17 protein-coding genes are annotated in these 22,461 nt (G+C 70.8%); 3 read left to right on the top strand and 14 right to left on the bottom strand.

Annotation, left to right across the window (positions count from 1 at the left end; genetic code table 11):
• Nucleotides 1–5 precede the first annotated feature (5 nt).
• On the top strand, nt 6–2,702 hold the full coding sequence (locus tag ACIRG5_RS35865; RefSeq protein ID WP_402913292.1) for a BTAD domain-containing putative transcriptional regulator: 2,697 nt from the start codon (nt 6–8) through the stop codon (nt 2,700–2,702).
• A 37-nt stretch (nt 2,703–2,739) separates the two neighbouring features.
• Here ACIRG5_RS35865 and ACIRG5_RS35860 read toward each other — a convergent pair whose 3' ends face one another.
• The 5 genes from ACIRG5_RS35860 to ACIRG5_RS35840 form a co-directional block, all read right to left on the bottom strand.
• Entirely contained in the window at nt 2,740–4,173 is a 1,434-nt protein-coding gene (locus ACIRG5_RS35860; RefSeq protein ID WP_402913289.1) for a WGR domain-containing protein, read from the bottom strand.
• Between the two features lie 75 nt (nt 4,174–4,248).
• Complete coding sequence (locus ACIRG5_RS35855) at nt 4,249–5,598, bottom strand: endo-1,4-beta-xylanase (RefSeq protein ID WP_402913286.1); 1,350 nt, start codon at nt 5,596–5,598, stop codon at nt 4,249–4,251.
• Nucleotides 5,599–5,864: 266 nt separating this feature from the next.
• On the bottom strand, nt 5,865–7,211 hold the full coding sequence (locus tag ACIRG5_RS35850) for a hypothetical protein (RefSeq protein ID WP_402913283.1): 1,347 nt from the start codon (nt 7,209–7,211) through the stop codon (nt 5,865–5,867).
• A gap of 64 nt (nt 7,212–7,275) precedes the next feature.
• Nucleotides 7,276–8,580 (bottom strand): MFS transporter, encoded by a 1,305-nt coding sequence (locus tag ACIRG5_RS35845; protein ID WP_402913280.1) that lies wholly within the window; start codon nt 8,578–8,580, stop codon nt 7,276–7,278.
• A gap of 75 nt (nt 8,581–8,655) precedes the next feature.
• Entirely contained in the window at nt 8,656–9,297 is a 642-nt protein-coding gene (locus ACIRG5_RS35840; protein WP_402913277.1) for a TetR/AcrR family transcriptional regulator, read from the bottom strand.
• Nucleotides 9,298–9,407: 110 nt separating this feature from the next.
• Here ACIRG5_RS35840 and ACIRG5_RS35835 point away from each other — a divergent pair, with 110 nt between their 5' ends.
• Nucleotides 9,408–10,256 carry a shikimate dehydrogenase gene (locus ACIRG5_RS35835; protein WP_402913275.1) on the top strand — a complete coding sequence of 283 codons (849 nt, stop codon included), beginning with the start codon at nt 9,408–9,410 and terminating at the stop codon, nt 10,254–10,256.
• On the top strand, nt 10,246–12,018 hold the full coding sequence (locus tag ACIRG5_RS35830) for a TIM barrel protein (RefSeq protein WP_402913273.1): 1,773 nt from the start codon (nt 10,246–10,248) through the stop codon (nt 12,016–12,018). The genes ACIRG5_RS35835 and ACIRG5_RS35830 overlap by 11 nt, the downstream gene beginning before the upstream one ends.
• Here ACIRG5_RS35830 and ACIRG5_RS35825 read toward each other — a convergent pair whose 3' ends face one another.
• The 9 genes from ACIRG5_RS35825 to ACIRG5_RS35785 form a co-directional block, all read right to left on the bottom strand.
• Complete coding sequence (locus ACIRG5_RS35825) at nt 12,019–13,425, bottom strand: sensor histidine kinase (protein WP_402913270.1); 1,407 nt, start codon at nt 13,423–13,425, stop codon at nt 12,019–12,021.
• Nucleotides 13,422–14,093, bottom strand: coding sequence for a response regulator (locus ACIRG5_RS35820; protein ID WP_402913267.1), 672 nt, complete (start codon nt 14,091–14,093; stop codon nt 13,422–13,424). Before ACIRG5_RS35820 ends, ACIRG5_RS35825 begins: the two co-directional genes overlap by 4 nt.
• Before the next feature lie 172 nt (nt 14,094–14,265).
• On the bottom strand, nt 14,266–14,670 hold the full coding sequence (locus ACIRG5_RS35815; RefSeq protein WP_402913265.1) for an ATP-binding protein: 405 nt from the start codon (nt 14,668–14,670) through the stop codon (nt 14,266–14,268).
• Between the two features lie 68 nt (nt 14,671–14,738).
• Nucleotides 14,739–15,626, bottom strand: coding sequence for an ANTAR domain-containing protein (locus tag ACIRG5_RS35810; protein WP_402913263.1), 888 nt, complete (start codon nt 15,624–15,626; stop codon nt 14,739–14,741).
• Nucleotides 15,623–17,272 carry a SpoIIE family protein phosphatase gene (locus tag ACIRG5_RS35805; protein ID WP_402913261.1) on the bottom strand — a complete coding sequence of 550 codons (1,650 nt, stop codon included), beginning with the start codon at nt 17,270–17,272 and terminating at the stop codon, nt 15,623–15,625. Before ACIRG5_RS35805 ends, ACIRG5_RS35810 begins: the two co-directional genes overlap by 4 nt.
• Nucleotides 17,273–17,463: 191 nt before the next feature.
• Entirely contained in the window at nt 17,464–17,910 is a 447-nt protein-coding gene (locus ACIRG5_RS35800; protein WP_402913258.1) for a hypothetical protein, read from the bottom strand.
• A gap of 11 nt (nt 17,911–17,921) precedes the next feature.
• On the bottom strand, nt 17,922–19,136 hold the full coding sequence (locus ACIRG5_RS35795) for a hypothetical protein (RefSeq protein WP_402913232.1): 1,215 nt from the start codon (nt 19,134–19,136) through the stop codon (nt 17,922–17,924).
• A 3-nt stretch (nt 19,137–19,139) separates the two neighbouring features.
• Nucleotides 19,140–19,937, bottom strand: coding sequence for a hypothetical protein (locus ACIRG5_RS35790; RefSeq protein ID WP_402913229.1), 798 nt, complete (start codon nt 19,935–19,937; stop codon nt 19,140–19,142).
• Nucleotides 19,938–19,995: 58 nt separating this feature from the next.
• Nucleotides 19,996–22,461, bottom strand: a complete 2,466-nt coding sequence (locus tag ACIRG5_RS35785; RefSeq protein ID WP_402913227.1) for a hypothetical protein — start codon at nt 22,459–22,461, stop codon at nt 19,996–19,998.

The raw sequence follows: 22,461 nt of genomic DNA, 5'->3' as shown, positions 1-22,461 counted from the left end.
GCCGGGTGTTGCGTCTTCTGGGAGAAGTGAGCGCGGGAGCGGTGGACCTGGGGCCGCCCCGGCAGCGGTGCGTCCTGGCGGCGCTGGCGGTCGACGCGGGGAAGGTCGTGCCGGTCGATCGGCTGGTCGACCGGGTCTGGGGCGTCGACGCGGCGCCCCGGTCGCGGACGACGTTGCACAGCTACGTGTCGCGGCTGCGGCGCGCGGTGGCCGGGATCGGCGGGCTGGAGATCGCGCACCGGTCCGGCGGGTACGTCCTGACCGGTGACGCCATCGACCTGCTGCGGTTCCAGGACCTGCGGGCCCGTGCGCGGGACGGTGACGCGATCGGGAAGCTGTCCGAGGCGCTGGCGTTGTGGCGGGCGGAGGCGCTGACCGGCCTCGACGGCGAGTGGGTGCGCGAGGAACGCGACCGGCTGGAGCAGGAGCGGCTGGCGGCCTCGAACGAACTCGTCGACGCGCGGCTGGCCGCCGGCGAGGGCGGGGAACTGGTGGCCGAGCTGTCCGCACGGGTCGCACGGAATCCGTTGAACGAGCGCGTGGCGGGCCAGTACCTGGTGGCGCTGCACCGGTCCGGGCGTAGCATCGACGCGTTGGAGCACTACCGGCAGGTCCGTGAGCGGCTGCTGGCGGAGCTGGGCGCCGAGCCCTCCGCCGCGTTGCGCGAATTGCACCAGCGGATCCTCGTCGGCGATCCCCTGCCGGCCGCGGCCAGGACGATCCCGGTGGTGCCGCGGCAGTTGCCCTCGGAGCCCGCGACGTTCGTCGGGCGCCGGGACGAACTGGACCGCCTCGACGCCACCCGCACCACGGCCGTCTCGGCGATCGCGGGCACCGGGGGGATCGGCAAGACCAGTCTCGCGTTGCGATGGGCGCACCGGCACGCCGGCCGGTTCCCCGACGGTCAGCTGTTCGTCGACCTGCGCGGCTTCTCCCCGACCGAGGAGCCGATGACCGCGGGGGAGGCGCTGGGAGGCCTGCTGCACGCGCTGTCGGTCGAACCCGGCCGCATCCCCGCCTGCACCCAGGACCGCGCGGCGTTGTTCCGCTCGCTCGTCGCGGGCAGGCGGATGGTGCTGGTGCTCGACAACGCCGCCTGCACCGACCAGGTCGTGCCGCTGCTGCCGGGCAACGACCTGTGCGCCGTGATCATCACGAGCCGCAACCGGTTGCCCGGCCTGATCACCCGGCAGGCGGCCCAGCACCTGCTGCTCAGCGAGCTCACCGAGGCCGAGGCCCGTGCGCTGCTCACCGACCGGCTCGGCGCGGGCCGGCTGGAGGCCGAGCCGGTCGCCACCGACCGGCTGATCGCGGTGTGCGGCGGATTCCCGCTGGCGCTGAGCATCGTCGCCGCCCACGCCCAGATGAGGCAGGGCCTCCCGCTGGCGACTCTCGCCGCCGAACTGGACGAGGCCGTCATCGACGTGCTCGACAGCGAGGAACCGTCCGCCAGCCTGCCCGCCGTGCTGTCGTGGTCGTTGCGCGCTCTCTGCCCTCGGCTGCGCGACGCCTTCGCGCTGCTGGGCATCGCTCCCGGTCCCGACATCGGCCTGGCGGCGGCGGTGAACCTCCTCGGCGTCGCACCGGCACAGGCCAGGCAGGCGCTACGGGCGTTGGAAGAGGCTTCCCTGCTGCACCAGGACGTTCCGGGCCGATGGCGGATGCACGACCTGGTCCGCGCCTACGCCACGACGGTCGTCGCCCGCGCTGTGCCGGAACCGGTGCGGGAGGACGCTTCGCGGCGGGTGCTCGACCACTACGTGCAGGCCGCGCGGGTGGCGGAGGAGGTAATGGACCAGATCTGCTTCCCGTCGCCGCTCGACCACGTCACGCGCGACGTCCACCTCGACCCGGTGCCTGACGACGCGACGGCGCAGGCTTGGTTCGAGGCCGAGTTCGCATGCCTGGTCGCCGCCCAGCAAAGCGCACTCGACCAGCGGCGATACGCCGTCACGTGGCTGCTGGCGTGGCACCTGCACACGTTCACGGTCCGGCGAGGGCTCGTGCGGGCGAGGCTCACGACGTGGCGGCTGGCCGCCGAAGCCGCCGGGCACCTGGACGATCCGGCCGTGCTCGCGAACACCGAACGCATGACGGGTGTCGCCCACATCTCCCTGGGACACCACGAGATCGCCGTCGAGCACCTCCACCGGGCCCTCGCCCTGGCCGAGCACTGCGACGACACCGTGCACCTGGCCGGGGTGCACTACTCGCTCGGGGTCGCCTGGGGACAGCAGGACCCCCGGCAGGCGCTGACGCACGCCCGCCAGGCGCTCGAGCTCTACCGGGCCGTCGGGGAACCCCGGTGGGAGGCGCGTGCGCTCGCGCAGATGGGCTGGCACGCGGCCGCCCTGGGACGGCTCGACGCGGCGCGCGGCTACAGCCGCCTCGCGCTCACGGGGCACCGCCGGCACGGCTTCCGCACCGGCGAGGCGGCCGTGCTGACGTGCCTCGGTCTCATCGCCCACCGGCGCGGCCACTACGAGGAATCCGCCCGGTACTACGAGGAGTCCATCGCCGTGGTGCGGGAACTGGGACATCTCCTCGGGCTCGCGGACGGCCTCGAACGGCTGGGCCACACCCTCGTCGCCCTCGGCCGGCACTCGTGCGGCGAGGCCGTGTGGCGGGAAGCGCTCGGCATCTACCTTCATCGTGGAATGAAGGCGGAGGCCGAGCGCGTTCACCACCTGCTCGCCCGGTGAAGGAGAAGATCCCCAGCCGGCGCAACGCCTGCCGCGATCACAGGAGCCGCTTGATCTCTCCCCTCGCGCGGTAGAAGCCGCCGCTCGCCGACGTGTGGATCTCGGTCACCAGGTAGCGCGCGCCGGGGACGCGGATGTCCTTCGGGAACTGCACGGCGCGAGTGCGGTCGTACCCGTCCGAGATGACGTGCACGCGCAGACGCCCGCCGTCTTGCACGCACTCCACGACGACGCCACCGGCCGGAACCGCGCCGGCCACCACGGTCTCCACCGCGGCCGTGGCCTCGACGCGCTGCCAGTGGTCGGCCTTGATGTCGCTGCGCTGCGGCAGTTCTCCTTGCTCGGCGGCGTGAATCGCCGCGGGACTGGCGTCGATGCACGCCAGCGAACCATCGGTCGTGACGATGTACAGGCGCTCGTCGCGGTACTGCATGGAGTACGCGGAACCGCAGCCGGTGCCGAGCTTCCACAACCGCGTGCCGTCGGCCGCGAAGCAGTACACCGACGAGTGATTGTCGCCCGCGAACACGTAGTCACCGCCCGGCGAGGTGGCGCACGAGAAAACCGCTGCGTCACAACGGTAACGCGCCTTCTCGGCGCCGTTCGAGCGAGCTAACCGGTGCACCCAGCCGCGGCTGGTGCCCGCGAACACCTCGGTCGGCTCCTGCCAGCCGAACAGCACGGCGCCCACCGTCTCGGCGTGCCACACGGGATCACCGCTGCGCGCCGCGTAGTGCGTGACGCCGCGAGAATGCCCGTGGAACACCCCTTCCGGCGCGCACCGCACCATCCACGCGCTGTCGCCCGTGCTGCGGCGCGACCACTGGAACTCGTCCTCGTGGTCGACGATCGTGATGCCGCCCTGCCGGTCCGACACGCCGAGCACGCCGTCGTCGATGTCGAGCCAGTAGATGTCGACGTCGTTGGCGATCTCGTAGGCGACGCGCGGAACCTTGCCGCCCAGGTCGTACACGCGGCCGTCGTCGCAGCCCGCGTAGATCCAGAAGTCGTCGGCGACGATGCACTTCACGCCGTCCGGCAGGCCGTACCGCCCCGTCACCCGGCCGTCGTGCGCGAGGGTGAAGACGTCACCGCGTTCGTTGCCGACCCACGCCTCGTCCTCGCCGATGAAGATGCCGAAAGCCGGTGCGCCGGAGTGGAAGCGCCACAACACGGGCGCCTGCCGGGCACTCGACCGCACGCTCGTGATCTCGCGTCGCGTGATCGCCCGCCGCGCCCGCTGCCCCTTGACCGCGGGCGCGTACCCCTTGCGCACCTTCTCGCCGATCTTCTTCTCGGCCGCGCTCACCGCCTTCGCCTCGTCGGCGAACGTGGACTCGCGAGTGGACCCGCGCTCACCGATGCGGCCGAACGTGATGGTGACCGTCGTGCCGGCCACGACCACCTCGTAGAACTTGTGCGCACTTCCGCCGGACTCCGACAGCTCCAGGTACGTGGTGGCAGCGGCCACTGTCTTTCCCCCTCGCGTTGATCAGCTGAAACCGACCGTAGCAAGGGGGTCCGACAATTCCGGAGACCGCGATGATCAGCCGACGCGGCAGGAGACGCTCGGCCAGTTCCAGTTGCCGCCGTGCTGGATGGTGAAGCCGAACGTGTTGCCGTTGCCGTTGGGGCGCGCGGTCATCACGTCGGCCGAACCCCATGTCGCGCTGGTGTTCCAGGTGGCGATGATCCGCTGCGGCGAGCTGACGGTGACCGTGACGATCCAGTTGTCCGTGCCGGTCACGGTGACGTTGCCGTTGAAGCGGTCACTCCACTTCTCACCCTCGGAGTAGGTCGCCGTGCAGCCCCCGCCGCCGGGGTTGGACGACGTCGTGGTGGTCGTGGTGGTGGTGCTCGTCGGTCCGGGGTCCGTGCCGCTGTTCAGGGCACTGAGGACCGAGTTGTACGCCGCCTTCTTGTTGCCGTTGCCGTCGAACAGCAACGGGGTGCCGGAAGCACGCCACGAGTCCGAGTCGCGGATGCCCCACACGGTGATGCCGGTGCACCGCGAGACGGCGAGACAGGCCTGGGTGACGCCCTGGTACTGCTGGGCCTGCGAGCTGCCGGAGCCTTCGATGTCCAGTTCGGTGATCTGCACGTCCACGCCGAGGGCGGCGAAGTTCTGCAGGGTGGTGTGGTAGTTGGACGGCACCGGGTTGCCGCTGTTGAAGTGCGCCTGGAAGCCGACGCAGTCGATCGGCACGCCGCGGGACTTGAAGTCCTGCACCATCCGGTAGACGCCCTGGGTCTTGGCGTGCGACCAGTTGTCGGTGTTGTAGTCGTTGTAGCAGAGCTTCGCGTTCGGGTCCGCCGAACGGGCCGCGCGGAACGCCGCCTCGATCCAGTCGTTGCCGGTGCGCTGGAGGTTGGAGTCACGGCGCCCGCCGCCGCTGCCGTCGGCGAAGGCCTCGTTCACGACGTCCCAGGCGTAGATCTTGCCGCGGTAGTAGGTCGCGACCTGCGTGACGTGGTTCAGCATCGCGTTGCGCAGCGCGGAACCGGACATGTTCTGCATCCAGCCCGGCTGCTGCATGTGCCACGCCAGGGCGTGCCCGCGCATCCGCTTGCCCTGGTTGCGCGCCTGGTTCACGATCCGGTCGGCGTTGCCGTAGCTGAACTGGCCCTGGTTGGGCTCGGTCGCGTCCATCTTCATCTCGTTCTCGGCCGTGACCATGTCGAACTCGCGGTTCAGGATCCCGGTGTAGGTCGAGTCGCCCAGCTTGCCCGCGGCCACCGCGGTGCCGAAGTAGCGGCCGCTCTGCTGGGCCGCCGCGCCCAGTGTGGAGGCGGCACCACTGGCGGGCGACGCTCCGATGATCGCGGCACCCGCGACGGCGGTGAGAAGGGCTGACACGAGCGTGACTCGTGCGACTGACTTCGCTGTCAGCGTCATTTTCGGCGCTTTCTGAGAAGCACCCGCGAGAGGCGGGTGGAGTGGATCGGTCAACACACCGTTCGGTGCGAGCGGCAGGGATTGCGCCAAATCCACATACCGCCCGAATCGAACTTCCAGCAGTGTCGACCGGACCCCTCCAGCGGATCAATAGCCGTCGAACCCGTCGAATGCGCTGTCGAATTCGTCGAAACTCCAGGTGAACGCCCGGCCCGGCGTCGCGGTGAAGGACGTCGAACGGCAAAGTTTCGAAACCGCCATCGACTTCAGTTCACCGGACAGGGCGAGAACAACCTGCGGGTGCCGGGACCGCTGTAGGCGGCACGATCGGAGAACCGGCAACCGAAACCGGGCGCGGCGACCGCGTCACGATCGCCGATCGCGTCACCGGCGGGCTTGCGGCCGCGGTCGGTCCACGCCACGAGGTCGTCCCACGCCGCGCCTGCCTCCGCCGGCGAGAACTCGCAGTGGTCCACCGTGCGGATCGCCCGCTGCACCAGCAACTTCGACTGACCGTGGCGGGCGACGTCGGCCCGGTAGTCCTGTTCCATCGAGAACGGCACGAAGAGGTCGCCCAGGCCGTGCAACGAGAGCACCGGAACCTGTGGCCTGCCCGCGATGCCCGGCACCTCGGTGAGCGCGGGGGAGAGGCGGGTCCGCCAGTCGCGCGGCGCGACCCTCTGCACCGCGCGGTCGAGGTCGACCGGGGTGTTCGGCCGGTAGCGGGTGCCGAGGTTGGTCGCCAGCCGGCCGGGATCGAGCGCGAGCGGCGCGCTGTCGTTCGCCGGCGAGGCGAGGCTGAACAGGAAGTCCTTCCAGTACGCGAAAGCAGGCGTCGAGCCGGGCCGCGGTCCGCCGCTGAGCTCGACGACGTTCGCGCGGAACTGGGCGCCCCGGTCCGTGACGGTGTCCGGGCCGCCGGGCACGAGTCCGGTCAGCCCCAGCTTCTCCTGGATGCGCGGCACCACGGCCGTCGGGTAGTCGGCCGGGATCGGATGGGCGCGAATCCCGGCGAGCGCCTGCGACGTCAGCTGGTAGTCGAGGAAGAAGTCGAACAGCTCGTGGTCGCCCAGCACCCCGCACATGGGCAGAGCGCCGTCGTAGAAGCCCGGATACTGCTCCAGCGAACGGCCGATGACGTGCCCGCCCATCGACACACCCGCGACGAACACCTCTTTCGGCCTGGCGACCAGCGTGCCGAAGTGCTGGGCCAGGTCGTGCGTCGCCGTGACGCCGGCACGGACGTCGTAACCGTTGCTGTAGTAGGAGGACGCGGCCCAGGCGTAGCCCTGGCCGAGCATCCGGGTGCGCAGGCCGTACGCCGGCGGGTCCACGGTGAGCACGGTGCCGGTGCCGCGGTAGCCGTGCGCCCACATGGCCAGCCGGCCGTTCCACTTCGCGGGCACCTCGACGACGTACGCGGAGTGCCGGTGGACGCCCTGCAGCACCCTCGTCGGCCGCCCGTCGATCACCTCCGGCGCCAGCGGAGGGTTGACGATGGTGTAACCGGGCAACGGCTGGTCGCCGGGAACGTGCAGCGGTTCCGCCACCGCGGGCGCACCACCCGCGAGAAGCACGAGCCCCAGCAACGACACCACGAACCGTGTTCGCATGGCACACCTCCGTTGGCGACTCCGCCGGATCATTGGACCCCGGCGGAGCCGCCCCGGTCACCACTCAACGGCCCAATGAGGCCCCGGCAGGAGCTTCCTGCGGCAGGCGGCCGAGCTCGGCCGTGGGACGCTTGTACGTCTCGCGTCCCGTCGCGATCGCCGTCGCACTGAGCGCGCACACCCCGGCCGTGAAGATCGCGACGCCGATCCAGTCGTCACGCCCGGAGCCGATCGCCGCCACCACGCTCGGCGCGAAGCCCGCGATGGCGAACCCGATCTGCGTGCCGATCGCCATGCCGGACAGCCTGACCTCGGTGCTGAACATCTCGCCGTACAGGGACGGCCAGATGCCGTTGATCGCGGAGTAGCACACGCCGAACAGCAGGATGCCGAGCGCGAACACCAGTCCGTACGCGCCGATGGAGATCGACCACAGGTACGGGAAGATCAGGATCGCGCACGCGCCGCAGCCCGCGAGGAACACGGGTTTGCGGCCGATCCTGTCCGAAAGCCCTGCCAGCAACGGGATCGCGGCCAGCGCGACGACGTTGGCCAGCACGCCGACCCACAGCATGGGCGTGCGCTCCAGGCCGATCGTGTTCACCGCGTAGCTCAGGGCGTAGACGGTGAAGATCGTGCTGACCGAGGCGATCGTGGCCGCGAGGACGACCCGCAGAACGTCGGCCCAGTGCGTCCGGAACAACACCGCGACCGGGAGCTTGGCCGCCTTGGTGCGCTTGAACTCCGCGGTCTCGTCGATCTTGCGGCGGATGACGAAGCCGACCACCACGACGATCGCGCTGCACCAGAACGGCACGCGCCAGCCCCACGACAGCAGGTCCTCCTGCGGAAGTGCCGCCACGGGCAGGAAGATCGCCGTGGCGAGGATCTGGCCCGCCTGCGTGCCGCTCAGCGTGAAGCTGGTGAAGTACGCCCGCCGGTTGTCCGGGGCGTGCTCCAGCGACATCGAGTTCGCGCCCGCCTGCTCGCCCGAGGCCGAAAGTCCCTGCAGCAGGCGGAGAAGGACGAGCAGGATCGGTGCGAGGACACCTGCCGTGGCGTAGGTGGGCAGGCAGCCGACGGCGAACGTGGCCACGCCCATCAGCAGCAGCGTGAAGACGAGGACCTTCTTGCGGCCGAAGCGGTCCCCGACGTGGCCGAGGATGAACGCGCCGAGCGGTCTGGCCAGGTAGCCCACGCCGAACGTGCCGAGAGCGAGCAGGGTTCCCGTCGCCGGATCGGCGGCGGGGAAGAAGACCTTGTTGAAGACCAGCGCGGCGGCGGTGCCGTAGATGAAGAAGTCGTAGTACTCGAGGGCGCTGCCGATCCAGGCTGCCAGCGCAGTCTTGCGGGCCATCGATGTGGTCACGGCGTACTCCCATGTACGACCTAGTTAGTTAATACAAGGTCGGATATGTGACCCCCGTGTGTCAAGAGTGAGATTTCAGCTGGTCAGATAGTCGATCAGCATGTCACCGAGCATGCGTCGGTAGTGCTCGCGGCGGCCGGGGTCGAGCATGTCCCTGCCGAAGATGGCGGCGAACGTGTGCCGGTTCGCGAGCCGGAAGACGCAGAACGAGCTGATCACCATGTGCACGTCGAGCGGGTCGGCGTCGGCGCGGAACCGGCCGGAGGCGCGGCCCCGTTCGAGGATCTGCGTCAGGCCGTCGAGCGCCGGGTTCGCGAGTCCGGCGAGGACTTCCGAGCGGGCGATGTGCTCGGCGCGGTGGATGTTCTCGATGCTGACGAGCCGGATGAAGTCGGGGTGCGCCTCGTGGTGGTCGAAGGTCAGCTCCGCGAGCCTGCGGATGGCGTCCTCAGGTTCGAGGTGCTCGACGTCGAGTTCGGCCTCCAGCGCCCGGATCTCGAGGTAGGCCTGCTCCAGAACGGCGATGTAGAGCTGTTCCTTGCCGCCGAAGTAGTAGTAGATCATCCGCTTGGTCGTGCTGGTGCGCTCGGCGATCTCGTCGACCCGCGCCCCCGTGTAGCCCTTGTCCGCGAACTCCCGCGTGGCTACGTCCAGGATGTCGGCGCGGGTGCGGTCCTTGTCCCGCTGGCGCTCCTCGGATGACGGCGGTGCGGCCACCGAGCCCCCTTCGATCTGCGGATGACCAGCCAACTCTAGTCCAGCACTTCCTGCGGGCGACTCGGCGCGCTAGAGTGAACTCACTAGTTCGTACATTAAGTGGAGGCCGGGTGACCACCTACCAGATCGGGCTCATCGGCTCCGGCATCGGCCCGTCGCTGAGCCCGGCGCTGCACGAGCGCGAGGCCGCCGAGCTCGGACTGCGCTACTCCTACCGGTTGCTCGACCTCGACGTCATCGGCCTGCCGCTGAACGAGGTGCTGGCGCAGGCCAGGGCCGAGGGGTTCGACGGCCTCAACATCACCCATCCGGCGAAGCAGGCGATCCTGCCGCACCTCGACGAACTCGTCCCGCAGGCCGCCGCGCTCGGCGCCGTCAACACCGTGGTCTTCGAGAACGGCAGGGCGATCGGCCACAACACGGACGCGACGGGTTTCGCCCGCAGCCTGAGCCGGGGCCTGCCAGACGCCGGGATGCGCGACGTCGTCCTGCTCGGCGCGGGCGGGGCGGGCGCCGCCGTGGCCCACGCACTGCTCTCGCTCGGCATCGGACACCTCGGCGTCCACGACGTCGACCAGGAACGCGCCGCGAAGCTGGTGACGGCGCTGGAACGCAGCTTCGGCGCAGGCCGGGCCTCCACCTGCACCCCTGAGGCCGTGCGCACGGCGGACGGTCTCGTCCACGCGACCCCCACCGGCATGGCGGCACATCCCGGCCTGCCGCTCGACGAGTCGTTGCTGCGGGGCGAACTCTGGGTCGCCGACATCGTCTACCGGCCGCTGGAGACCGCACTCCTCGCCGCCGCGCGCGCACGAGGCTGCCGGTTGCTGCACGGCGGCGGGATGGTCGTGCTGCAGGCCGCAGAGTCGTTGCGGCTGTTCACCGGCGTCGAACCGGACGCGGACCGGATGCTCGCGCACTTCGAGGAGCTGGAAGGAGAGCCCGCTCATGCGTCCTGACCTGCGCACCGCGATCGCCACCGTGTGCCTGTCCGGCACGTTGGACGACAAGCTGACCGCGTCCGCCGAGGCGGGTTTCGACGGCGTCGAGCTCTTCGAGAACGACCTGCTCGCCGACCGCCGCGGTCCGGCGGAGATCCGGCGGCGCTGCGCCGACCTCGGCCTGAGCATCGACCTGTACCAGCCCTTCCGCGACTTCGAGGCCGTGCCGCCGGACGTGCTCGCCGCCAACCTCCGCCGCGCCGAGCAGAAGTTCGACGTCATGGCCGAACTGGGCGTGGACACCGTGCTGGTGTGTTCTTCCGTTTCGCCAGAAGCCATCGACGACGACGATCTCGCCGCGGAACAGCTGCACCTGCTCGCGACGCGCGCGGGCGAACGCGGCCTGCGCATCGCCTACGAGGCGCTCGCCTGGGGCAGGTACGTCAACGGCTACGAGCACGCGTGGCGGATCGTGCGCCGCGCCGGGCATCCGTCCCTCGGCGTCTGCCTCGACAGCTTCCACATCCTGTCCAAAGGGGACGATCCCAGGGCCATCCGCGCGATCCCGGGCGAGAAGATCTTCTTCCTGCAGCTCGCCGACGCGCCGACGCTGCCGATGGACGTCCTCCCGTGGAGCCGCCACCACCGGCTCTTCCCGGGACAGGGCGACTTCGACCTGACCACGTTCACCCGTGACGTCCTCGACGCCGGGTACCGCGGTCCGCTTTCTCTCGAAGTGTTCAACGACGTCTTCCGCCAGTCCGACCCGCACCGCGCCGCGGTCGACGCCATGCGGTCGCTCGTCGGTCTGCAGGACTCCTTGCGGCTGCTGGACGTTCCCGCCGCGCCCGTTCCGACCGGCTACGCCTTCGCCGAGGTCGTGGGGGAGTCGGACCTCGCCGTGCTGGGCTTCACACGGGCAGGCGTGCATCGCTCGAAGCCGGTGGAACTGTGGACGCAGGGCGAAGCGCGCGTGCTGGTCAACGCGGAGGGCGAACTCGGCGCGATCGGTGCGCTCGGCGTCTCCGTGCCGGACCCGGCCGCCGCCGCGGTGCGCGCGAAGGTCCTGCTCGCGCCCCCGCTGGCACGCGAGGCCGGTCCTGGCGAAGCGCCGCTGACGGCGATCGCCGCACCGGACGGCACCGAGATCTTCCTGTGCGCGGACGACGACTGGCTCGGCGACTTCGTGCCGACCGGTGAGTCGGCGCCGGAAGCCGGCATCACCGGCATCGACCACGTCGCGCTGACCCAGCCGTTCGACAACTTCGACGAGGCGGGCCTCTTCTACCGTTCGGTGCTGGGTCTGGAACCGGGGGTGACGGCGGAGTTCGCGGCGCCGTTCGGCCTGGTGCGCGGGCGCGGCGTGAGTGGCGGCGGCGTCCGGCTCACCCTGGACTGCGCGCTGGTCCGGCGCGGGGGCTGGGCGCCGGCGGTGGAAGAACCCCAGCACATCGCGTTCACCTGTACCGACGCGGTCGCGTGCGCGGAAGCGTTGCGGGAGTTGGGTGCACGGCTGCTCGACATCCCCGGCAACTACTACGACGACCTGATGGCGCGCACGAACCTGCCGGCCGACCGGGTCGGCGCGCTGCGGCGGAACTCGGTGCTCTACGACCGCGACGAGTTCGGTGAGTACCTGCACTTCTACACCGAACTGGCCGGCGCGAGGGTGTTCTTCGAGGTGGTCGAACGGATCGGTGGCTACCGCGGGTTCGGGGTGGTCAACGCGCCCGTCCGGATGGCCGCCCACCACGAGGCGCGGCGGTTCGCCCGCACCTGATCACCTCGGCACCGGCGGGTGCTCCCCGAAGATGAGCTCCCACTCCAGCTCCCGCTCGGGTGCCGGGCGCGGTTCGGGGATGTGGCCGTGCGTCGGGACGATCGAGCCGTTGAGGAACTGCCACACCTCGTCGCCGGCGCGCTGCTGCGCGGCGGCCTTCCTCGGCAGCGGAACGCCGGTCGGAATCGTTGCCACGAAACGGATTCCGCGGAACCCCTCGGCGTCGGTGGCCTCCAGCGTGCCGTGGTGCCTGGTGGCGATGCGCCGGGCGATCGCGAGCCCGAGACCGGCGCCGCCCGCGGCACGGGTGCGGGCCTCGTCGAGCCGGGTGAACCGGTCGAAGACGCGTTCCCGGTCCGCTTCGGGGATGCCGGGTCCGTCGTCGATGACCTCCAGCGTCGCGGAAGGCCCGCCGCGCAGCCGCACGACGACCGCGGTGCCCGCGTGGCGTTCGGCGTTGTCCAGCAGGTTGCCGAGCAGCCGGGACAGCTGGGCCTGCCGTCCGGGAACGAGGACCTGGTCGTCGGCCTCCAGGGTGACCGTCCCCCGGCGGGAGACCTCCCGCCGCACCACGGCGGTGAGGTCCACGGTGTCCTGCCTGTCCAGTGCGTCGGCGTCCAACCTGGCCAGCAGCAACAGATCCGTGGTCAGCTCCTGCAGCCGTTCGGTGTCCTCCAGCGCCGCTTTCACGACGGTGGTCCAGTCGGCCAGGTGCGGGTGGGAGAGCGCGATCTCCAGCTCGGCGCGCAACGCGGCCAGCGGGCTGCGCAGCTCGTGCGAGGCGTCCCCGACGAACCTGCGGGTGTCCTCGACGGCCCGGTGCATCCGGTCCAGGGTCTCGTTCAGCGTCTTGCCCAGCCGGGCGATCTCGTTGTCGGAGGACGGCACCGGGACGCGCCGAGTGAGGTTGTGCTCGTTGATCTCGGCCACCTCGGCCCGCATCGCCTCCACCGGCCGCAGCACCCGGCTGGTCGCGGCCAGCACCGTGACCGAAACCAGCGCGATGATCGAGGCGAGCACGCCGAACAGGACCAGCGTCGCGTTGTTCAGCTGCTGTTGCGCCTGGTCGACGATCGTCAGCGCCTCTTCTTCGTTGGGACGCCACCCTTCACCGATCACCTGGTACGGGGTCTCGCCGGGGCCGGTGAACGGCCAGATCGACAACTCCGGCCGCACCTCGGTGCTCGCGTACCGGACCAGCACCCCCGGTGTGGGCGCGGTCGTCCGCTCGCTCAGCCGGACGCAGTTCTCGGTGCTGGAGCACATGTAGTGCACGCGTGAGCTGTCCGCGGTCTGGTCGGCGATCTGCTGGCGCTGTGCCGTCAGCATCAGCGTTCCGACGAGCCCGATCAGCACCGCGGTGATCACCGTGGCCAGCACGGTCACCTTGACCTGCAAGGACTTCATCGGTCCACCAACCGGTAGCCGACGCCGCGCACGGTGGTGATGCTCCGCCGGTCGAACGGCGTGTCGATCTTGCGGCGGAGCGCGCTGATGTAGACCTCGACGAGGTTCGGGTCGGGGTCCTGCGCCGCGTCCCACACGCCGTCGATGATCTCCGACTTGGTGACGACCTCGCCCGCGTGCCGCAGCAGGAAGCTCAGCACCGAGAACTCCTTGGCCTTCAGGTCGATCCGCGCGGTGCCCCGGTGGCACTCCCTGCTGACCGGGTCGAGCACCAGGTCACCGGCCCGCAACAGCACCGGCTGGGAGGTGCGCGACCGCCGGGCCAGCGCCCTGAGCCTGGCCACCAGCACCACGTAGGAGAACGGCTTGGTCAGGTAGTCGTCCGCGCCGGTGTCCAGGCCCTCGGCCTCGTCGAACTCGCCGTCCTTCGCGGTGAGCATCAGGATCGGCGTCCAGACGCCCGCGTCCCGCAACTCCTGGCACACCCGGTAGCCGTTGAGACCGGGCAGCATGATGTCCAGGACGATCACGTCGTACGGGTGCTCCCGCGCCCGCCACAGCCCGTCCGTGCCGGTGCGCTCCACGTCGACGGCGAACCCTTCGGCGGTCAGGCCGCGGGTGAGCAGGTCGGCGAGACGGGGGTCATCCTCCACCACGAGCACGCGCATGGGAGCAGCGTGCCGCATCCCTCATGATCGCGTCCTGAAATCCGGTTCAGGTTCCTTCAGCGTCTCTTCAGGTTCACCCTGGCAGGCTCTGCCGCGTGGAGGAGGGGATCCACGATCGGGGGAGAAGGTGGCGGCGCAGCGGGGGGAGCGGCGCTGCCACCTTCTGGTCACCTCACGAGGTGAGCGGACAGGGGACCAGCGCCCACACGGACTTGCCGACCCTGCGCTGGACCACGCCCCACTGCTTGGCCAGCTGGTTCACGATCACCAGGCCGCGGCTGCGCACCGAGTCGGGCGAGACCGGCTGCAACACGGGCTTCGACGGGGAGGCGTCCTCGACCGCGATGGTGACCGTGCACGGCTCGTAGGACTTCCGCAGTTGGACGCGCGCCGGGAACCGGGCGTGGTCGTAGACGTTCGACACGAGTTCCGTGACGACCAGCAGCACGTCGACGAGCTCGTCCTGGTGCAGGCCGGCCAGGGCGGACTCGGTCCACCGGCGAATCCTGCCGAGGTCGGTGGCGTCGCGGTCGAGTTCCAGAACGTGCGCGGCATCCGAAGAGGTCCTGCCGTTCATCACTTCGCCCTCACTTCGCGATGTCACGCCGTGTACGCCGGTGATGGGATGCCCGCTCACCGAAGCGATCAACCGTTGCCCGGCTCACCTGAGCGAGTGACGGTCTTCAGCAGGGTGACGGCGACCTGGCGGAGCTTGACGTTCTCGCGCTGAGAGCGTTCGACCAGCATCGTGAAGGCTTCGTCCGCCGTGCACTCGTACGCGGCCATCAGCGCGCCTTTGGCCTGTTCGATGACGGCACGCGACTCGAGCGCCTGCTCCAGGTGCTGGATGTGCTTGCGGGAGCGCTGCCACCGTTGCGCGCTGGTGACCGTGGCGGAGGCCGCGGTGGTGAAGAGACGCATCAGGCTCTCGTCGAACGGGTCGAAAGCGTCCGCGGTGCGGCTGTAGATGTTGAGCGAGCCCACGTGCTGCGCCTCGGACCTCTCCGACGCCGGCAGCACCACTGGCACGGACAGGTAGGCGCGGATGCCGTGTGCCGCCGCGGCCGACTCGAACTCGGGCCATTCGTCGAGGTGTTCTCCGACCACCGCGCGGACGGCTGTCAGGGTGCGGGCGGCCTCCAGGCACGGGCCGCGGTCGGCGCTGTACTGCTTCTCGTCGACCTCGGCGAGAAGCTTGTCGGTCGCGGCCGCCGTGTGCGTCTGGTCCAGCTCGAGCACCGAGACCGTCACCGCGTCGGCGTCCACGATCGCCTTGACCGCTGTCTCCGCCAGCCGCTGCAGCGCCTCGTCCAGGTCCTCCTCGCCGGTCAGCGCGTCGCGCAGCACCGCGAGTGCTTCCGTCGTCTCGTCGAGACGTTCGACGGGATCAGGCCGATCGTCGGTCGAGGGAGCCGGTGACGGCGGGAACGTTCCTGGTTCGTCGGCCATGCCGCCGCGCTCCTTCTTCGCCTGGGGGAGTACACGGCGGCGCAGGCTGCTCGACGCTCGCCAGAGCATCGTAGGGCTGTTCACCGTGCCAGGTTCGGTCTCGCCTCGGTGAACTTGGGCGGATGCGGTCTGGGGCGCAGCGCGAGGACGCAGACGTCGTCGCGACCCTGTTCGGGAGCGACGGCGCTGATGACCGCCGGCACGAGCTCGTCGAGGCGTTCGGGCAGGTGCGGCGCCGTCACGGCGGCGCACAGCTTCTCGACACCCGTGTCGATGTCGTCGTGGCGATGTTCCACGAGCCCGTCCGTGTAGACGACCAGCACGTCGTCCGGGCGAAGGGACGTCTCGAACGCGAGGTACTCGGCGTGCTTCACGGCGCCCGTGATCAGCCCGTGCCGGTGCGCCATCGGACGGGCGACGCCGTCGCGGACCAGCAGCGGATGAGGGTGACCGGCGTTGGCGTAGCGGAGAGTGCCGTCCCACGGCGTGTAGACGCCGTAGAACACCGTCGTCATCGTCATGTCATTTCCGGAGTGAACGAGCAGGTTCAGGTCTCGCAGCACGCGCTCGGGAAGCGGGTCCAGCATCGCGTAGGCGCGGATGGCGCTGCGGACCCTGCCCATCGTGACCGCGGCCCTGATGTCGTGGCCGATCACGTCACCTACCGCGATCGCGAGCCTGCCGTCGGCCAGCGGGAAGGCGTCGTAGAAGTCGCCGCCCACACCGGCCGAGCTGTTCGCGGGCTGGTAGGCCACGGCCAGCTCGGTCGCCTCGACGGCCGGAATGCTCGGCGGGAGCAGGGCCCGTTGCAGCTGGAGCACGATCTCCCGCTCGTCCTTCAGCTGCGCCGTCATCTCGTCCGCTCGCACCACGGCCGCCCGCGCGTCGGCCTCGGCCGTGCGCCTGGCGGTGCGGTCGACGCACATGCCGCGCAGTGCGACCACGGTTCCGGTGGCGTCCGCGACCGCCTCGGCGATCGCGGAGATCACGACGACGCGGCCGTCGGGCGTGCACAGCCGGTATTCGATGTCGGGTGTGGGCGTGTGCAGGGTGAGGCCGGTGAAGGACGCCCTGGCCGGTTCGAGGTCCTCGGGATGCACGAGCGCGAGGACTTCCTCGAGCGTGTTCGGGGAGTGGGTGACACCGGCGATGCGGCAGAGGTTGGCCGACCACACGATCCTGCCGCTGCGCAGGTCGATCTCCCAGGAACCCGTGCCGCCCGCGCGTTGCGTCCGGTCCAGCCGGTCGGTCCACTCGGCCTCCACGCGCAGGCCTTCGAGCTCGGCGACCTCGTGGGACCTGGTGAGGTCCTGCACCGCCACCACGGCGGCGATCACCTCGTTCTCGTGATCACACAGCGGGAACAGGTTGAGCAGGAGCTGTTTCCTGGTGTTTCCGACGTCGGCACGGGTCTCGACGTCGCGGTGCACGGCACCGGCCCCGAGCACCTCGGCGACGTGGGGTTCCAGCGTGGCCTCGTACGCGGGGGAAACGACCTCGCTCATCGTCAGCCCGACGTGGTCACTGCCCGCCAGGCCGTGCATCGACACGAACTCCGGGTTGGCGTAGAGGAACCGCATCCGCTCGTCCACCACGGCGAAGCCCACCGGCGCCCGCTCGATCATCGCCGCGATCTCCGGCAGCGACCGGCCCGACCCGGCGAGGCCGCGGGCGAGGTCGATGGTGCCCGCCGACGCGCCGTTGAGGAACTCCGCGTTTTTCCCGTTCACGAACCACATGACTGGTCGTTCCTCCTGTCTCACCACACAGGCTCGGCTCCAAGTTCCTTGGCATGGCGCTACTTCCGGCAACCTTGATACCCGGCTATCGGAACGGATAAACACGGAATCAGCCTGATGAGGGCACGGCAGGTCCACAGAGGACGTGCGGGGTGAGCGCGCGGTGTTCGAGCCGGCGCGGGTTACAGGTCGGGCTGGATGATCATCAGCTGGAACGTCGCGGACGGCGATTCGCGCCCGCACGTCTGCAGCATGTGCCAGGCCAGGTTGCCGGGGCCGTTGCCGGCCTGCGGCAGCCGCTCCCTGCTGATCCCGAGGACGCCGTCCGGGCTCTCGTCGAGGATCTCCGGCGTGCCGACGAGCACCGCCAGGCCGAACGCGAGGACGTCGGCGCGCAGGCCGTCGTCCAGGTCGTCGGTGAGCCCGATCTTGCACTGCGGCTCGCCGTCCGGGCCGGAGCCGACGCCGACCAGGCCCGCGAGTCCCGCGCTGTGCGCCACGGGCACCTCGAACACGCGGACATCCGTACCCATCGCCAGCGCCATCATCCTGGCCAGCGGCGTGGTGAGCATGGGGTCGTCGATGACGGCGTCGCCGTTGCCCGCGGGGTCTTCCGTGCCTTCACCCATGATGCGCCGGATCATACCGCCGAACGCCCAGGTGGGACGTGGCCGAGCAGCCAGAGGACGGGTGCCCAGGGGGTGTCGGCGGCCACGAAGTAGCGGACTCGGGTGAAGTGGTTCCGCGCGGAGTTCACCAGGTCGACGCGGCCGTGGTCGAGCAGCCACTGCCTGATGGTCATCGAGTGATCTCCCGTGCCCGGCGCGTCGGTGCCGGTGAGGAGCACGGCCAGTGGAACCGCGGTTCCGCGCAGTTCGGTCAGCGCCTCGGTCACGCGGTCGAGCACTAGTTTCGGGTCGGGGGCGGCGAACGGATCGATGACGAGGATCACGCCGCCGGCCAGTCCGAGGGCGGTGGCGTGCTCGAACGTGTCGCCGACGGTGTCGTGGAGGTGTACCCGGCGCCGGGAGTTCTTTTCTCCCAGGAGAACGCCGTGCGGCGGGACGGCCTCGACGAAGGCCGACCGTCCCACCGCGCTACCCACGATCGCGAGGTGCACGGCGGGGACCGACTGGGCCAGCGGTGGCAACGGGGTGTGGCACCGGCCGCAGCTCGCGGGCAGGGAGTGCTTGCCGTTGAGCAGAAGCACCGGCAGGCGGTGGCCGCACAGGCAGGTTCGCTGGAGGACGCCCTGAGCGCCTGGGGTGAGGTCGTGGTGGACCCGTCCGCACGTGCACGTGTACGCGGGGCGGACCCGTTGCTCGCACGTGCCGCACTCCGTGGTGACGCCGCGCAGGGTCAGCGTGATGATCTCGAACCAGCGCAGGCAACCCGCCGTGGCTCGCACGGCCAGGACGATCGTGCCCGCCAGCACCGCGTGCAGTGCCGTGACGGCCGCGATCAGCAGCGTCACCGTCAGGAAACCCAGCGCGTACCCGCCTGCCAGGCCCGCGGGCGGGAGGATCAGCGGCCCGTCCAGGTTCCTGATCGACCGCCTGCGCCACATCCTGGCGAACATCGAGTCCGGGAACTCCTGATCCGGCAGTGCCACGAGCCGGCGGTAGGTCGCGTGCACGGCGGCGCGGCTCAGTCGCCCCACGTCCTGGAAAGCGGGGCCTGCCAGGTAGATCCGGTGTGCGGGATCCTCGCCGGCCCGGTGCGCCGGTTCCCGGCGTGCCGGGCTGCGGATCGCGGTCGCGATGCCGATCGCCGTGCTCGCCGCGAACGCCACGACGAACGACACGAGGGCGAGCGGCGCGAGTACGACGAACGCCACGACGGCGAAGACGCCCATGGCTCAGGCCCTCGTCGCGCGGAGCTGGGAGAGCAGCCACAGCAACGGTTCCGCCACCCGCTGTCCGTCCACGGCGGACAGTGCGAAGCAGCGATGACCGGACGGAGTCCCGATGCCGCCCCAGCGGGCCAGCCAGGCCTCGACCTCGTGGTGCACGTCGAGGCTGTCCGACTCCACGTGACCGCGGTCCTGCGGGCTGGGGCGCCGCAGCGGAGAGCCGTCGGTGAACATGTCCCGGATCAGGTCGAGCTTGCTCACCGTCATCGCTGTCGGGGCGTGGTGCGTCCACGGCAGTGGTCGCGGTAGCTGGGGTTCCAGGCCGAACAGCGTGCGAACGCCGGGGAGCCGTACCGGGTCGATCACCCGCACCACCCCCGCCGCGGTGGCCATGACGTCCGGCGGGCAGTCGTCCTCCGGCAGTTCGTACAGCGCGAGCACCGACGGCTTCGCGCTCACCGACCGGATGCTCATCAACAGCGGCTCCGTCGTCGGGGTGCCCAGATCCGCGTACCGGTTGCGGGAACTCTCGCCGAGCAGGTGCACGGACAGTCCCGCCAGCGCCGCTTCGCCGGTCTCGAACTGGCGGACGGCCGCCGAGATCCACGTGCTCTTGCCCGCTTCGCGTTCTCCCACCACGACGATCGCGCGGCCCGGCGCCTCGGCGTACTCGCGGGGAACGGCGCGTCCGCAGGCTGGGCAGACCCGCCGGGCGAGTGGAACGCGGCCGTGCGGGCATCGGTTGCGCCGCAAAGCTTTCACCGCGAACGGTGGTGCGGACGCGCACAGCGGACCGCAGCTCATCAGCAGTTGGTCCCCGGCGCACCGAGTCCGGCAGTACGGGCAGATCACGACGCTCCGATCACCGCACGACGAGGTCGCGCGGGTCGGGATGGCACACCCACATCGAGTCGTCGAGCGCGAACGCCCGCAGGTGCACCGGTCCGCGCAGTTCGGCGGGCACGGTGAACTCGGCCCGACCGGCCCGCTGCCCGCCCGGCACCGTCGCGAGCACGACACCGTCGTCGGGATCCAGCGGCCGCCGAGCCTCCTTCCCGAGAACGACGACGTCGGGAAGGTCCGCATCGCACTCGACCTCCACCGCGAACGTGCGCGCCCGTCCGTGCAGCCGGTAGCGCAGCTGGACCGGGCAAGGCGACTCGACCGTCGCAAGTGGACCGAGCTGCCCGTCGTCGAGGACGCACACCCCGAACCAGTGACTGCCCGCCTCGGCCGCGTTCAGTCGCGCCCCACGGGTCAGGTAGGCGGTTCTCGTGACGCGCCATCGGTGTGCCGCCGGGTCGTCCGGTCCGGCGAGCGGGCCGCCGTGCCGCCACACCACCAGCACCTCCCGCGCCCATGCGGGCCAGTGCCAGGAGAGCTGGACCTGGGGGCCGAGCCGCACCGCGCGCAGGCCGGTCACCTCCACGGACGAGATGTCGACGGTCGCCGGTGTGCCGATGGTGGCCACCGGTCCGGACACGGTCACCGGTACCAGCGTGCGCCCGCCCGCGAGGCCGGCGGCGGGCACCCGGACGCGTCCGCAGCGGCTCGTGGCGACGACCGGTCCCGCCAGTGCGGCCTGGTCGAGCCGGACCACGCCACCGGGCGCGGCCTCGGGAGCGGTGAGCAGCCGGATCTCGACCTCGTCGCCGTGCGGAGGTGTCCAGGTGAGGTCGACGACGTCGCCCGCCGCCACGGCCCGCAGGTCGGTGACGGCGTCCGGCTCGCCGAGGCAGACCACCCGGACGTCGACGCCGGGGCTGCGGAGCGTCGCGTACTCGACCAGCACCCGGTAGGTGTACGCGGTTCCGGGCTCCACGTCCCGATCGGTGAAACCGGTCTCGTCCGCGGGCACGCCGGAACCGGTGCGCCGGACGACCGCTCGCAACGCCCCCGGCGGCAGCGTCCACCGCCCGAAGACGACTCCCGGTTCGGTGACGAGCCTCAGATCCGTCACCTCGGACAGCACCGCGACCGGTTCGGCGGACGCGGCTCCTCCCGGCACGCCATCGCGCAACGCCGTCACGGTGTAGATCAGGGGCACGCCGACTGGCGCTTCGAGGTCGACGAGTGGTGCGGTCGCCTGCTCGGCCAGCAGCGTCGTCCCGCGGCTCACCCGGTAGCCGATGTTGCCCGCTGCGGACGGCGATGGCTGCCAGTCCACGACAACCGCGGCACCGTCCACAGTGGCCGAGACCGCGGCGGGAGCGGCTGCCGGGCAACGCAGGAGACCCTCGTCGACAGCCGGGTCCGTCAGCTCGCGGCCGATCGCCAGGTAGCGGGCGGCGGCGTCCTCCGGGTTCGCGGCCTCCGCCTCGTGAGCTTGGGCAAGACCTGCGAACAGACGGTCGAGCCGGACGCGCAGCCCGTCGCGGACGCGGGCCCACGAGTCGGGCAGCGGGCGTGACTCCAGCAGGTCCAGCGCGGCGGGGAGCCGGTGTGCGTCGACCGCCGCGAAGTAGGCCTCCGTCCACGCCGCCTCCTCACGGGCGCACCAGACGGCGTACGCCACGGCGTCGGGAGCGGCGGAAAGGGTTGCGGCGCAACGTTGTGGTGAGGTCAGGTCACGTACGGCCTGATAGCCGCACACCGTCGCGGCGGCGAGTTCGGCCAGCAGGTCGTGCGCGAGTGCGGCGGACAGGCCACCGGGCGCCGCCGCCCACAGCCGGACGAGTGCGAGAACGGCCCGTTCGGCGTCCGCGGCCCGGTCGCGCGAGACCCGCAAACGTTGTCGCCGCGTCTCCACCTCGGCCGGGGTGGTGTCCGCGCCGCGCAGTTCCGCGGTGCGGGACAGGTACTCCCACAACGAGTCGTGCGGAAGGTCGGCCAGGTGCTCGCGCAACGTCTGCCAGCGCTTCGGCCGGGGTGTGCGCGGCAGCGGCACGGGTTCGCGCACGGCGGCGCCGACGGTGTGCAGCGCGGCCACCACGTCGGGAGTGCTCCACCGGCCACCGGCGACGCGCACCACGGCGGCGACGTCGTCACGGGTCAGGGCCGGCGCTCCGTGCAATCGGTGGCGGACGACCTCGACGAGGGCGTGGTGCTCGCGTTCGACGAACTCCCGGTGCCGGGCGCGGGCGGCGGGGTCGCCGAGCACCGCGGTGGCTGTGGCGTGGCAGGCGTGCAGGCGTTCGCAGGCCACGGTGTGCAGGCGCAACTCGGGCGTTCCCCACCGTGCGGGCAGGTCGGCCAGTGCCGCGTCGACCTCCGCCTGACGAGGGTGTGCCGGCAGGCGGTACACCCGGAAGTAGTTGCGGTGCGGAGACCAGCCGGTCCGCACCGGCACGAGCACATCGTCCACGTAGGACTCTTCGCTGAAGGTCAT

The organism is Lentzea sp. NPDC102401 (assembly GCF_044765805.1).
Classification (GTDB): Bacteria; Actinomycetota; Actinomycetes; order Mycobacteriales; family Pseudonocardiaceae; genus Lentzea; species Lentzea sokolovensis.
Note: the sequence above shows the minus strand (reverse complement) of the source record. Positions and strands in the feature narration are given on the sequence as shown.